Raw genomic sequence first — 13,006 nt, 5'->3', positions numbered from 1 at the left:
AGCCTCGCTCCATGCACAACGACAGCCCCCACGTATCGCGCCGCGCCGACGCCTATCCCGATCTCGATCATGTCTACGCGCAGTGCAGCGGTCCTGGCGGGCTGCGGCTGGCCGAGCACATGGCGGAGGCGATGGGGCTGCGGAACGCCGCCACGCTGGTCGACATCGGCTCCAACCGCGGCCTGGGGACCTGCTTTCTCGCCAAGGAGTACGGGGTCACCGCGCTGGCCCTGGACCCGTGGGAGGACAGGGAGGACAGCCGCCCGATGGTCGACCATGTCGCCGACAACGCCCGCGCGTGGGGCGTGACGGACCGGGTGTTCGCGCTGCGGGCGGGCGTGCCCGACACCGGGTTCGCCAGCCGCTCCTTCGACTTCGCCTACTCCACCACGACGTTGGAGATGATCCGCAGCCTGCAGGGCGAGGCGGGCTACCAGGCGGCGCTCGGCGAGGTGCACCGCATCCTCAAGCCGGGCGGCGTGTTCGGCCTCGGTGAGCCCATGCACCTGGAGGTGCCCATCCCTGACGATCTGCGACCGTATGTGACACGGGGAGACTTCTCCTGGGCCGAGTGCTTCAGCGATCTGACCAGCACCGTGGCCCAGGTCAGCAAGGCCGGGTTCGAGATCGTCCATGCCGAGTACGCGGCCGACGCCACCGCCTGGTGGGACGAGTTCGCGCGTCACGACCCGTTCGCCAAGGCGGACCCCGACGGCGACCCCACGACGCTGCGCGTCGACGCGGGCCGCTGGACCAGCTTCGGCATCGTCATCGCCCGCAAGCCGGACGCGGGGCGGGACTGACCCGCGCCGGAGGCCGGCCCCGCTCAGAGCCAGCCGCGCTCCCTGGCCAGCAGCGCCGCCTGGGCGCGCGTGGAGGCGCCCAGGCGCCGCATCACATCGGCGACATGGCGTCGGTAGGTGCGCACGGAGACGCCGAGATCGCGGGCGCCCGTCTCGTCCTTGCCCACGACGCACATCACATGGAGGACCCGCAGCTCCGCCTCGGACAGCTCGGGCAGCTGGCTCTCCGCCGGATCCCGCAGCTCGACCGTCACATCCTCCGCCTGCTCCCACACCTTCTCGAAGAGCCCCAGCAGCGTGGAGACCAGCGCCCGGCCGCGCACCAGCAGGGCGCCGTGCTCGATGTTCTTCGGGTCCTGCGGCATCAGCGCGACCCTGCGGTCGTAGACCACGACCTGGTCCGACATCTCCGTGGCCACCCGCACCCGGCCGCCGCGCGCCATCAGCTCCCGCAGATAGCCGGCCACCGGCTGGTGGTGCAGCGCGGCCCTCGGCACCACCAGCCGCCTGCTCACCCCCCTGCGCAGCGCGCGCCACTCCAACCCCTGGGCCTGGCCCACCTGTTCGGCCATCAGATGGATCCCGGGCTCGACGGATACGATCTCCTCCCTGGCGAAGAAGACCAGATCCTCCATCCGGCCGCGCAGCTCCTCGCGGCCGTCCAGCTCCTCCACACCCTGCTCGGTGAACGAGCCGGGCGCGGAGCGGGCGTGATCCCGGGCGGCGCTCTCCGCGCGTAGTTCGGCGAGCACGTGATGGCTCTGGGTGATCCGCTGGATCTCCTGATACATGTCCCGCAGGCGCAGCTCCGTCAGCCGGGCGACGGCGAGCTCGGGATCGGCCGGGACCAAATCCTCCGGCCGATCCCCGGGTCTCAGCAGATGCAACCGCACAAGTCTCTCGACGGCATCGGCCACCGTCTCCTCGTCCTCGCCGAGCACCAGATGAATACCCTGACCGCTGGTTTCGGGATGGCGTAGAAAATGCCGATAAACCTTCTCCTCCGGCTCGGAGACTCCGAAAACGGCCATCTCGTTGCTGTGCACGGCTCGTCTCCTTCAGTGAGCGGATGCCGGTCGGGGCACCGGCGGGTGGGGATGGCAGCCGTCTCGGGCGCCGAACCCAATATTCCTTCCCGGCCACGCCCTTGGGTGAACACCACGCTAACGCCCCATGTGTGGCCGGGACTTAACGTTGCCCCTCGTTGTGTTTCCAGGAGATAAACAGACGTCAACCAACTCGACTAGCGGAATTCCGCATTCGCGGTAAGCGACGGACGGTGGCGCTGCGGGTCCCGACCGGCTCGATCCCCTTCGCGCCGGCGTCGACCTGGTCGACGCCGATGCCCCAGCCGCCGGTGCTCTCCTCCAGCGCCCCGAGCGGCGCGGCCCCGATCCCGGGGCGGGCGTCCGGGACGACGTCACGGTCCGTGTCGCCGCCGATGTCGCGCGGCGTGACGACCGCCGGCGGCTCCAGCGCCTGGAGGCGGCCGGAGTTCCCACCGGTGGCGGCGCGCGGGTCCGTCACCCGGAAGGGGACGACCGTCTCCACGTTGACGTCCAGCGCGTCCGCGGCGATCGCGGCGGCGCCCTCCCGGACCGCGACGGTACCGAGGGCCAGCAGCGGCGTCGCCGCGAGGACCAGGCACCCCAAAACCACCCACCACACCACTTTTCCCCCGCTCACCCGTCCCAACTGCCGCCTGACCGGCACCCGTTGTCGTGATTCTGTCAGCGAGGGGCCATGACGCGCATCCGGTTGGACAGGACCTACCGCTCGTCGGGGTGGAGCGAGTCCAGGATCAGGGTGAGGCCGAACGCGAACTCGGCGGCGTGGTCGTAGTCCGGCTTGAGGGCGTGTTCGCTGATCAGCTCGGCGAGGTGGGGGTAGTCGCCGCTCGGCAGGCCGTCCAGAATGCCGCCCGCGACCTCGTCGAACCCGGCGCGGTCGGTGAACGGCAGGCTCAGCTCCTGGAGGACGAACCCGTAGAGGTAGCTGTCGATCAGGGAGAAGGCGTGGGCGGCCATCGCGACGGAGAAACCGCCGGTGCGCAGCGCGCCCAGCACGGCGTCGTGGTGACGCAGCGTGGCCGGGCCCGGCTGGTCGCGGGAGTCCAACAGGCCGACGGCCCAGGGGTGGCGACGCAGCGCCGCGCGCGCGGAGGCGGCGCGCCCGCGCATGGCCGCCTTCCAGTCCGCGCCCGGCGCCGGCAGTTCGATCTCGCGGAACACCGCGTCGACCATCCCGTCGATGAGGTCGTCCCGGCCGGCGACATGGTTGTAGAGCGACATCGCCTCGACGCCCAGCCGCGCGGCGATCGCCCGCATGGTGACGCCGGCCGCCCTCCTCTCGTCGCCCAGCGCCATCGCGGCGGCGATGACCCGCTCCCCGGGGACCCGATCCTCGCCAGCAACCTCACCCGGCGGGTCGACTTCGCCCTGTTCATGGTGGCGGCCCTCACCGACGACACCCTCATCCGGCAAGCCCCCGCCATCGTCGGCCGCCGCACCCCCAGCGCCCTGGCCTACCCCGAAGCCCCCACGACCTGACGCCGGGGGCCGCGAGAGCCGACCTGACGGCGACAGCGGATCGGCCCCACACCACTCGCAGTTGCTCGCGTGGTCAGGGAGCCCGGGGCGGACCGTCCGATCAGGGCAAAGCGCTGGCGCAGCGCCGCTGTCAGGTCGTGCCGGGCACGCGGCGGGCGCGCCTCCGTCCCGTTCGCGGGGGACAGCATGCCCGCCGGGTCCGGGCGGGGGACGGTGGACCGATCCCCGTAGGAGGGCTACCGTGAACGGCGGGGAGCGGCATGTCGACACCAGGGGGTGGGCGTGGCCAGCTGGTTCAGCGAATCGCGGCAGACACCGGATGACTCCGACCCGTTCGAGGCCGCCGAGCGGCTCCGGCTGGCGCACCGGGACACCGGCGATCCCGGGCTTCTTGAGGACGCGCGAAGGGCGACATCGCGCGCCAAGGATCACTACGGCACGGACGATCCGCGCCATGCGGCGTCCCTCTCCGGGCTGTGCATGATCTACCGCCTGCTCTGGGAACGGGCCCACGACCGCCGTTCGCTGGACACATCGGTGGCCTACGGCCGGCAGGCCGTCGAGGTCTCGCTACCCGGGGACGCGTTGATGCCCCGTCATATGTCGTCGCTCGCGATGAGCTTGCAGGAGCTGTTCGAAGCCACCCGGGACGTCGAGGCCATCGACGAGTCGATCGCGCTCTCCCGAGGGGCCCTCGACCTCGTCCCGCACCACGATCCCGAGCATGCCGGCCTGGAGTCCAACCTGGCCAACGCCCTGCTGCGCCGCACCACCCACCACCCCGACGCCGAGCTGCAACGTGAGGCGGTCGAGCACGCCCGCGCCGCGCTGCGCGACACGCCGCCCGGTGATCCCATGCTTCCGGCCCGGCACATCAACCTGGGCGGGGCGCTGTTGGGCCTGGGAGGGGCGGGTTCCGTGAGCCATTTCCTTGAGGCCCAGACGATGTACGAACGCGGCCTGCGAGCCCTGCCCCGCAACCACCCCGCGCGGCCCGGGATAGAGGCGACCGTCCGGCACCTCCAGCAGGTGAGGCGCTCCCTCGGGATCTGACCGGCGCACAGGAGAAGGAGAGGCATGGCCGAACTCCACCTGCACGTCGACGACTTGGTAGCCACCGACCAGTGGCGTTGGGTGCTGACCGAGCCGAACGGCGACGGGTCGGGCGGCCGGGTGGTGGTCAGCCACCGGGTGCGTCTCGACCGGGAGCGCCCCGAGTACGAGGCGTTCACCGACCTCCACGCCTATCTGCGCCGCCATGTCGCCCCCGATGTCCAGGCCGACCGGGAGGGGGAGATCATCCGAGCGGTGGGCGACTGGATCGCGGAGGAGGTGTTGGGCCCCGTCGCGCCGGCGTTGGTGGCCGCCGCTCCCGCCGTGGTGCGTGTCGTCGTACCGCCGGCCGCACGTCGACTGCTCTTCACACCACTGGAGTTGGCGCGGGTGGGCGGGCGGCCCATCGCCCTCCAGGACGTGTCGCTGGTCATGGAGTTCGACGGCGGGGCCGCCGCGGACCGCGCCACGCGGGAGAGCGACGGACCGATCCGGGCGCTGGCCCTGTTCAGCCTGCCGGAGGGCAGTCGGGCGCTCCATCTCCGCCGGGAGCGGCTGACCCTGACCCGGCTCTTCGCCGAGGCCCGCCGCGCCGGCCGCGACGTCGAGTTGCACACCCTCCAGTACGGCGTGACGCGCGAGCGGCTGCACGAGATGCTCGCCCGTCCGCACGGCTGGGACGTGGTGCATCTGTCGGGCCACGGCACCCCGGGGGAGCTGCTGTTGGAGACGGACGACGGCCGCCCCGACCGGGTCCAGGAGGCGGACCTGGTGGAGCTGCTGGCCACCGCGCGCGGGGTGCGGCTGGTGAGTCTCTCCGCCTGTTGGTCGGCGACCATGGCGGCGAACGAGCAGCGGCGACTCCTCGACCTGCCCCTCGTCGAGGCACCGAGGCATGGCCGGGGGCCAGCTGGACGTCCCGTCGCCGCCACCGCGACGGAGCTGGTGGACCGGCTGGGATGCGCGGTGCTGGCGATGCGCTATCCGGTGGAGGACGGGTACGCCATCGCGCTCGCCGAGCGGCTCTACCGTTCGCTGCTCCTGGACGGGCAGCCGCTGCCCCGAGCCCTGGCGATGGCCCTGACCGGCCTGCACGCGGACGCCTCCGACGGGGGGAGCAGGCCAGGGGCGCTCCGGGCGATGGCGCCGGCTCTGTTCGGCGCACGCGCCGCGAACCTGACGCTGACCCCCGCACACGCACCCCTACCCGCACCGGCGGGAGCCGCGGCCCCCGGAGGGGCGCGGCTGCCGGACGCGCCCGAGCGGTTCGTCGGCCGCGTCGCCCTCCTCGCGCGGGCCAGCGCGGCGCTTTCGCCCGGCGGACGCCGGGGCGGCGTGCTGCTCCACGGCATGCCCGGCGTCGGAAAGACCTCCTGCGCCTGGGAGTTGGCCTCGACGCACGAGCACGCCTTCGCGCGCGTCGTGTGGTTCGAGGTGCCGGAGCCGAGGGCGGACCGCGTGGTGGACGCGGGCGCGGTCCTGGCCGATCTCGCGCTGGCGCTGGAACAGGCCCCGGCCGCCCCGGACCTCGTCCAACTGCTCGAAGAGCCGGATCTCTTCGGCGCGTTCATCGCCGACGTCACCCAGCACCTGGCCCGCTCCCGACTGCTCCTCGTGCTTGACCGCGTCGACGCCCTGGTGACACCGGCCGGCGCGTGGCGCGACCAGCGCTGGGCCACGTTGCTGAGCGCCCTCGCCACGCCCCTGGGCGCCAGCCGGCTGATCGTCACTGGCCGGGTGGTGCCGGCCGGGCTGGCGCTGGCCGCCGAGGCGGTCCCGCTGCTGAGTCTGGACGAGGTTCTGCTGCTGGTACGGGAGTTGCCGCGGCTGGCGCGTCTGGTCGAGGGCCGAGTGCCGGGGATGAGCGCGCGCGCCGCCCGCCGCTGGGGGACGGGGCTGCTGGAGACGGCGCGCGGCCATCCCAAGCTGCTGGAGCTGGTCGACGCCCAGGCGTCCGACCCCGAGCGGCTCGCCGGGCTCCTGGCGACGGCGGCCCGCACGTGGGCCGAGGTGGACGGGCTCACCCCGGACGAGGCCGACCACCCGCGTGTGCTCCGCGCCTGGGCCGACGGCATCGTCGACGAACTGCCCCCGGCGCACCGCGACTTGTTCCACTTCGTCTGCTGCCTTGAGGAGGACGACCGCACTCGTCCGACGATCGAGCACACCTGGCGATCGCCGCGCGGCCGGCTCGACCACCCGGACGAGACGCCGGTCGCGGCACTGGACGAGGGCCTGACGGCGCTCGCCGCCGGCGGACTGCTCACCGTGCGGCGGGGTGCGGACGGCGACGCCCACAGCTACGAGGTCCAGTCGACGGTGGCCGATCAGGGCCGCACCCGGGCGGGCGCGGCCTTCCGGCGGCGGGTGGACGAGCAGCTGTCGGGCTACTGGATGACGGTCTTCAAGATGGCCTGGCAGCGCGAGGGCACCGACGCCCAACACGCCCGCCTGGCCGGCCCGTTGATCGCGCGGGCCGGGCTCTCCGCCTCGCCGTATCTGATCCGACTGCGGGAGTGGATGGCGGCCGAGGTGCTGCTGGAGGCGGTGCTGCGGCGGGATCAGGCGCGGCCCACGCTCGCCCGGGTGCTGCCGGTGCTGCGACGGCTGGCCGCGCTGTCCGCACAGTCGACACAGTCCGCTTCGGACGACGCCGGACCGCCGAGGAGTGGCGCCCTCGCCCAGGCCCTGGGGGTGCTCGACCGGGCGACGGCCGAGCGGCAGGCGCGCGCCGAGCTGGCCAGGGCGGTGGCGGACGGCAACGACGCGGCCGTCGCCTCGGCGTCGAGCGCCCTGGCCGGGCTGTGCGTGCGCACCGGCCACCTCGACGAGGCCCTGACGCACGCCGAGGCGGCGATCGCCGCCACCCGACGGGCCGGGCACGGGCCATGGACCCGACTCCACAGCGAGGCCCAGCGCTTGAGGGTGATGGCGGAGCAGGGACGGTCGACCGAGGTGCTGACCGCCGTGGACCGACTGCGCGGCCGGATGGACGCCCTGCCGAAGGAGCGGCTGAACGGCGAGGCCGTGGAGTGGTGGCAGGTCTGGGAGGAACTGCACGACACCGCGCAGCGCGCGGCCGTCAACGGCGGCGCCTGGCAACGGGCGATCGAGCATGGCGACGCCGCCCACGCCGCCAAACGGGCGCGCGGCGCGCCGGAGACGGATATCGCCGAGGCCCGTTTCCCCTCCTATATGCCGCTGCTGCGCCTCGGCCGGCTGCCGGAGGCACTGGAGCTGCTGGAGGCGTGCCGCGCGGTGTTCGAGGAGGCGCGCGATCCGCTCTGGCTCGGCGAGGTGTTCGGCGCGCTCGCCAACGTCGAGGATGTGCGCGGCCACGGCGAGGTCGCCATCGCCCGCGAGCGGGACGCGCTGCGCTACGCCTACCGCGCGGGCGTTCCCGGGGTCGTCGTGGTGGGCCATGTGAACCTGGGCACCTACCTCAAGGTCCACGCCAGGGACGCGGCGGGCGCGAGCGCGCACCACTGTGCCGCCGCGCTGCTTGCCGCCTGCACCGGGAGCAGAACCGCCGAGTCGCTGCACGCCCTCGCCGGCGACCTCGTCGAGTTCGGCAGCGCGGCCCGACTCCCCCTGGATCTCGCCGAGTTGTCGGCGCGGGTGGACGAGGTGCCGGGCGTCGACCTCGGCCGGCTGCTCGGCCGCCTCGTCGCCCGACCGGACGATCTCGACCGCACCCTCACGGCCCTCGTCACCGAGGCGCGCCAACAGGCGGCACAGCTGGGCGACAGCGCGGCGCTGACCGAGGCCGTCTGGGGCATGGTGTGGGAGCCGCTGCTCGCCGCGCTGGTCGCCGCCGACCGGGGCAACAGCGCCGCCAGGGTGAAGCTGCGCCAACGCCTCACCCAACTCGACGCGCTGGCACCGAACTTCTCCCCGTTGGCGGCGGTGCTGCGCCAACTGCTCGACGGGGCACGCTCCCCCTCCGTGCTCGCCGACCTGTCCGCGTTGGACACGCCGGTGGCGACCCGGGCCCTGGACGCGCTCGCCGGCCGGGTGACCGTCCGGGTCGAGCTCTGGACGGCGATGCATCTGGGCCTGCCGTTGGGGAATGTCGTCGCGGCGGCGGCCGGTCAGACGGCGATGGCCGATGCGGCCGGGGAGGCCCTCGACGACTTCCGGGCCGATCCGCTGCTCGGCGCGATCGTCCCGCCCCTTGAGGAGATCCTCGCCGGCTCCCGCGACGAGGCGCTCGCCACCGGCCTGGTCCACCCGATGCACCGCGCCGCCGTCGCCGGCGTGCTGCACTACCTCAACACCCTGCGAACAGCGCGTGGTTGAGCGCCCCGACTGCCATACTGAACGGATGGAGCGGGCGCCGAGGACCAACGATGTGCGGCTTGGCGAGGACGGCGAGCTGGAGTTCTTCGACGGAACGGCCTGGGTCCCCTACCCCGACGTTCCCGAGGACGACGCCGCGCCCAACGCGGTGAGCCGGGGGGACGATCCCGCGTGAGCGCGGCACCCCCCGAAGCCACCGCCACCGCCACCGCGCTGCCGTCCCCCCTGGAGGCCGTTCCCGAACTGCGGGCGGCGGCACGGTGGTTGATCGCGGCCTTCGGCGCGGTCGGGGCGGCGCTGATCGGCGGTGGTCCACTCGTCGCGGTCGGCAGGATCGACGGGCTGGGCGAAGCGCTGACCGCTGGCGCCGCGCTGTTGCTCGCCCTCACGGGAGTGACGCTCGCCATCTGGCACATCAGCCAGGTGCTGGTGCCGCCGATCACCACAACGGCGACGTTGACCGACCCCTCGGTCCGGCCGTTGTGCCGGATGATCGACGCGGCACCGGCGGACTTCTTCGGCTCCGCGGCCGAGAGCGTGGCCGATCTGCTGCGCCACCGCACCATCGCCGCCAACGTCCACCGCGCCCTGCTCGCCGAGGCCGACCCGCGCCGCCGGGACCATCTCCAGCGCCATCTGCTGCGCGCCCGTGCGAACATCGCCAGAACCGACCCCCAGGTCCGCTGGCTGCTGGCCATGGCCCATGTCTGGCAGATCCGGGCCGCGTTCCACACCGCCCGCCGCTGGTGCCTGCTGTCCGTCGCCCTGGTCGCCATCGGCGCGGTGGCCTTCCTCACCGTCGCCGGCCGATCCGGCTGACGCCGGCGCCAGGGAAAGGACTCGGCGGCGCGGACTCTCCCATGGTCGTGGCCGCCATGGGCCCCACACCCTGCCCCGCGAGTTCCACGAACAGCTGGCCGGCGCCATCCGCAACGACACCACCGAGGAACGTTCGCGGGAACATCCCGACCATTGTCCTACCGAAATTGTTCCCCCGGGACTTTACCCGTTCGGGTGAACAGGGCAGACGCCGGTTAGTCCGGAGTCACGGTCGGAACATCATGAACTCATGCCTCAAAGCGATATGCCAACGATGCGAAGCCGCCGACTGGGTGGGGCACTTCGGGAGCTGCGGACGGAAGCCGGGCTCAAGGTCCAGGAGGTGGCCGAGCGGCTGGAGTGCGGCCACCCGAAGATCAGCCAGATCGAGAACGGCAAGCGCGGCATCCGCCAGCTCGATCTGACGCTGCTGCTCGACCTCTACGGGGTGACGGACGAGCGGCTCCGCGGCAACCTCAAGCGGCTCGCCAAGGACGTCCACAAGGTTGACTGGTGGAGCAACTCGGGGCCGGTCCTGCACGACGAGCTCAAGGACTACCTCACGCTGGAGTGGGACTCCCAGCTGATCCGCGGCTACGAGAACCAGGTGGTCCCCGGCCTGTTGCAGACCGAGGCGTATATGCGCCGGGTGATCGCGGCGGTCGAGCCCGGGCGGCTGGAGACCCTGGTGGAGACCCGGCTCAGGCGACAGCAACTCCTTGTCGACCCACCGGACTTCATGCTGCGGGTGGTCCTCGATGTGCCGGCGCTCCATCGGCTCCCCGGGCCCAGGCGCGAGCGGCGGGAGCAGCTGGAGCATCTGCTCAAGGTGGCGGAGCGGACCAATGTGAGCCTTCAGGTGTTGCCGCTGGACGCGACCCTCACGGTCAACCAGTGGCCGCCCTTCACCGTTCTCAGCCTGCGGGGCGACCCTCCGGCCGACGTCGTCTGGTTGGAGCACGTCACCGGCGGTACGCTTCTGCAACAGCGGAAGGACGTTCCTCACTACCTCGATATCTGGGATGAGATGACGGCCGCCGCGCTGTCTCCCGTCGCTTCGTCGGACTACCTGCGTGAGCTGATCAAGGACGCGTGACATGAGAGCCCCGAACCGCGCGCACCCCCCTGCGGCGGCTGATCTCCCGGGTGCCCGCTGGCACCGGAGCAGCCACAGCGGCAGCAACAACAACTGCGTGGAGCGCGGCGTGTTGGCCTCCGGGGACCAGGCCGTCCGCGACACCAAGGACCGCGCTCGCGGCGTCCTCCTCTTCCCGGGCGACAGCTGGCGCGCCTTCGTCACCGCTCTCGCCCGGGACCGGCCGCCCCACCGGCCGTGACGAGCGGGCCGGTCCCGTCCGCGCCGCCGAACCGGAACGCGTCAGGCGGCAGCGGGGTGGTCCGAACTGCCGCGCGGCGTAACTCCCGTGTCCAGAGGGCATTGAGGCGGTGTGGGGGACAGTCCAGCCGAGGAGAACGGGACAACGATGTCGCGGGACGACGAGTACTCGGAGAGCCTTGAGGAGTTCCTGGCGAAGATCGCCAGATGGTACGAGACCGACCACGAGGGCTTCCGAACCCTCTACGACGCGGCCGTCGCCCATGTGGTGCCGATGCCGGAGGACACGCCCAACGAGGTGCGCTGCGACTGGAAGAACCGCAACATCCGCTTTCTCTGCGACTTCTTCCGCGAGTGGTACCACTGGGAGTCGGGCGTCAACAACGGGCTGAACTACATCGAGAAGTTCAGCTGGATCAACTACGAGAACGACTACGGCATGGTCTTCGTCACCCGCGGGCCCGGGTACAAGATGACCGCCGACTTCACCAACCTCCAGGGCCGGTGGATGGATTCACCGGAGTCCAAGGACCTCATCAAGAAGTGGGTCGCCGAACTCGGGCCCAAGCGGATGGCCGACTACAAGGTGGCCGACTGGCCCAACTTCAACGCGTTCTTCGCCCGTGAACTCGCCGACGGCAAAAGGCCGATCGACGCCAAGGACGACAACAGCGTGGTCGTCGCCTCGGCGGACTGCGTGATCAACATGATCGTGGACGAGTTGACCGACACCACGCCCATACCGGTCAAGACGGTCACCATGAACATCCGTCAGCTGCTGGACGACTCCCCCTACGCCGCCAGGTTCCTCGGCGGCACGGCGGTCTCCTGCGTGCTGCTGCCCGACAGCTACCACTGGTACCACGCCCCGGTCGGCGGCGAGGTGGTGGAGTCCAGGGACGATATCGGCGGCCAGTACTACGGAATGCGCAACTTCGCGGAGCTGCTCAACAAGGGAAACGTCGGATACGGCTATGACTACGCGCTGTTCAGCAATTTCCGCCGGGGCTATGTCATCATTCGGACGCGCTACCAGGACGCGCAGGGCGGACCGGACGGCGAGGGCTATGTCGGCCTGGTTCCGGTCGGGTTGAACTCCATCGGCTCGGTGAACTTCCTGGACAAGTTCAAGGGCGGCACTCCGTCGACGCCCGTCCCTGTCGAGAAGGGCGAGAAGGTCGGCAACTTCCAGTACGGCGGATCGCTCAACATCCTGCTCTTCGAACCCGGCCGCTTCCCCGCGCTCCAACTCCTCCAGGGTCAACGCATCGGCGTACTCGAACAACTCGCGCGCACCGCCGGGCTCTTCACCAGCCCCTACCACAACCACCCGCCCCGCCGCCCGCTCGCGCCCTGACGCGTTCCCCGGGGGCGAGCCGGCTTGGATCCCGGCCAGGACGACGTCGACGCCGGCGCGGAACCGCTCGCGGTCGTCATGGCGTTCGGGCAGGCCGAGCCCCCGGTGGCTGGCCGCCGACGCCTTCGAGGATCCACGGCATCGCGGCCAGCCACCGCGCCGGAGATAATCACTTGCCTGTCCGAGCGCCGCTCAGAATCATGCCGACGGTGAACGACACACCCGAGCGTTGGACCCAGGCAACCGTCTATCCCGATATGTGGGTGGACCCCGACGACGACCCCCGCAACAGCGACGGGGCCGCCCCGGACGGCGAGTTGGCGACGCTCCAGGAGTTCCTCAAGGACTACCGCCACACCCTGCGGATGAAGTGTGACGGGCTGACTCCGGAACAACTGGCCCGCCGATCGGTACCCCCATCGAACATGTCCCTGCTGGGACTGGTTCGCCATCTTGCCGAGGTGGAACGGGACTGGCGCACGTGGATCGCGCCGGACGACCCGGCGCCACGGCTCTACGGGGGCCGGGACGGCGACTTCGACGGAGCCCACGCGGACCAGACCCTCGTCGACACCGCCTTCGCCGACCTCGACCGTGAACAGGCCGCGACCGACGCCGCGTTGGCCCAACACCCGGACCTGGGCGCCCGCGTCGTCCACGGCGGCACCTCCCCCGGCGCCGTCCGAGAGCTGTGGATCCACCGCATCGAGGAATACGCCCGCCACTGCGGCCACGCCGACCTCCTGCGCGAACGCCTCGACGGCCGGGTGGGCCAGTAGCGCCGCCCGCG

Annotated in this window: 12 protein-coding genes; 9 read left to right on the top strand and 3 right to left on the bottom strand. The window is 71.8% G+C overall.

The window, feature by feature from the left end:
- The first annotated feature begins 11 nt into the window (after positions 1 to 11).
- Entirely contained in the window at positions 12 to 803 is a 792-nt protein-coding gene (locus K4G22_RS27130) for an SAM-dependent methyltransferase (RefSeq protein WP_228083085.1), read from the top strand.
- Between the two features lie 23 nt (positions 804 to 826).
- Here the strand turns inward: K4G22_RS27130 and K4G22_RS27125 are convergent, their stop codons facing one another.
- The 3 genes from K4G22_RS27125 to K4G22_RS27115 form a co-directional block, all read right to left on the bottom strand.
- Entirely contained in the window at positions 827 to 1,849 is a 1,023-nt protein-coding gene (locus tag K4G22_RS27125) for a helix-turn-helix domain-containing protein (protein WP_228083084.1), read from the bottom strand.
- A 184-nt stretch (positions 1,850 to 2,033) separates the two neighbouring features.
- Positions 2,034 to 2,489, bottom strand: a complete 456-nt coding sequence (locus K4G22_RS27120; RefSeq protein WP_228083083.1) for an SPFH domain-containing protein — start codon at positions 2,487 to 2,489, stop codon at positions 2,034 to 2,036.
- A gap of 83 nt (positions 2,490 to 2,572) precedes the next feature.
- Positions 2,573 to 3,169, bottom strand: a complete 597-nt coding sequence (locus K4G22_RS27115; RefSeq protein WP_228084244.1) for a TetR/AcrR family transcriptional regulator C-terminal domain-containing protein — start codon at positions 3,167 to 3,169, stop codon at positions 2,573 to 2,575.
- A 465-nt stretch (positions 3,170 to 3,634) separates the two neighbouring features.
- Between K4G22_RS27115 and K4G22_RS27110 the strand changes: the two genes are divergently transcribed.
- From K4G22_RS27110 to K4G22_RS27075, 8 genes are all read left to right on the top strand, one after another.
- Complete coding sequence (locus K4G22_RS27110; RefSeq protein WP_228083082.1) at positions 3,635 to 4,405, top strand: hypothetical protein; 771 nt, start codon at positions 3,635 to 3,637, stop codon at positions 4,403 to 4,405.
- Positions 4,406 to 4,429: 24 nt separating this feature from the next.
- Positions 4,430 to 8,704 (top strand): AAA family ATPase, encoded by a 4,275-nt coding sequence (locus K4G22_RS27105; protein ID WP_228083081.1) that lies wholly within the window; start codon positions 4,430 to 4,432, stop codon positions 8,702 to 8,704.
- Between the two features lie 25 nt (positions 8,705 to 8,729).
- Positions 8,730 to 8,879, top strand: a complete 150-nt coding sequence (locus K4G22_RS27100; protein WP_228083080.1) for a hypothetical protein — start codon at positions 8,730 to 8,732, stop codon at positions 8,877 to 8,879.
- Positions 8,876 to 9,523, top strand: coding sequence for a hypothetical protein (locus K4G22_RS27095; RefSeq protein WP_228083079.1), 648 nt, complete (start codon positions 8,876 to 8,878; stop codon positions 9,521 to 9,523). Before K4G22_RS27100 ends, K4G22_RS27095 begins: the two co-directional genes overlap by 4 nt.
- Before the next feature lie 250 nt (positions 9,524 to 9,773).
- On the top strand, positions 9,774 to 10,619 hold the full coding sequence (locus tag K4G22_RS27090; RefSeq protein ID WP_228083078.1) for a helix-turn-helix domain-containing protein: 846 nt from the start codon (positions 9,774 to 9,776) through the stop codon (positions 10,617 to 10,619).
- A gap of 1 nt (position 10,620) precedes the next feature.
- Complete coding sequence (locus K4G22_RS27085) at positions 10,621 to 10,860, top strand: DUF397 domain-containing protein (protein ID WP_228083077.1); 240 nt, start codon at positions 10,621 to 10,623, stop codon at positions 10,858 to 10,860.
- 147 nt (positions 10,861 to 11,007) lie between these two features.
- The gene (locus K4G22_RS27080) at positions 11,008 to 12,216 is read left to right on the top strand and encodes a phosphatidylserine decarboxylase (RefSeq protein ID WP_228083076.1); all 1,209 of its coding nucleotides are present in this window, start codon (positions 11,008 to 11,010) and stop codon (positions 12,214 to 12,216) included.
- A gap of 200 nt (positions 12,217 to 12,416) precedes the next feature.
- Entirely contained in the window at positions 12,417 to 12,995 is a 579-nt protein-coding gene (locus tag K4G22_RS27075) for a DinB family protein (RefSeq protein WP_228083075.1), read from the top strand.
- Positions 12,996 to 13,006 lie beyond the last annotated feature (11 nt).

The sequence above is a fragment of the Streptomyces profundus genome (genome assembly GCF_020740535.1).
Classification (GTDB): domain Bacteria; phylum Actinomycetota; class Actinomycetes; order Streptomycetales; family Streptomycetaceae; genus Streptomyces; species Streptomyces profundus.
Note: the sequence above shows the minus strand (reverse complement) of the source record. Positions and strands in the feature narration are given on the sequence as shown.

Excerpts from the sequence above, each read along its gene's own strand:
- K4G22_RS27130 (WP_228083085.1), top strand. The coding sequence starts at position 12 with ATGCACAACGACAGCCCCCACGTATCGCGCCGCGCCGACGCCTATCCC.
- K4G22_RS27085 (WP_228083077.1), top strand. The coding sequence starts at position 10,621 with ATGAGAGCCCCGAACCGCGCGCACCCCCCTGCGGCGGCTGATCTCCCG.
- K4G22_RS27075 (WP_228083075.1), top strand. The coding sequence starts at position 12,417 with ATGCCGACGGTGAACGACACACCCGAGCGTTGGACCCAGGCAACCGTC.
- K4G22_RS27105 (WP_228083081.1), top strand. The coding sequence starts at position 4,430 with ATGGCCGAACTCCACCTGCACGTCGACGACTTGGTAGCCACCGACCAG.
- K4G22_RS27090 (WP_228083078.1), top strand. The coding sequence starts at position 9,774 with ATGCCTCAAAGCGATATGCCAACGATGCGAAGCCGCCGACTGGGTGGG.
- K4G22_RS27080 (WP_228083076.1), top strand. The coding sequence starts at position 11,008 with ATGTCGCGGGACGACGAGTACTCGGAGAGCCTTGAGGAGTTCCTGGCG.
- K4G22_RS27115 (WP_228084244.1), bottom strand. The coding sequence starts at position 3,169 with ATGGCGCTGGGCGACGAGAGGAGGGCGGCCGGCGTCACCATGCGGGCG.
- K4G22_RS27100 (WP_228083080.1), top strand. The coding sequence starts at position 8,730 with ATGGAGCGGGCGCCGAGGACCAACGATGTGCGGCTTGGCGAGGACGGC.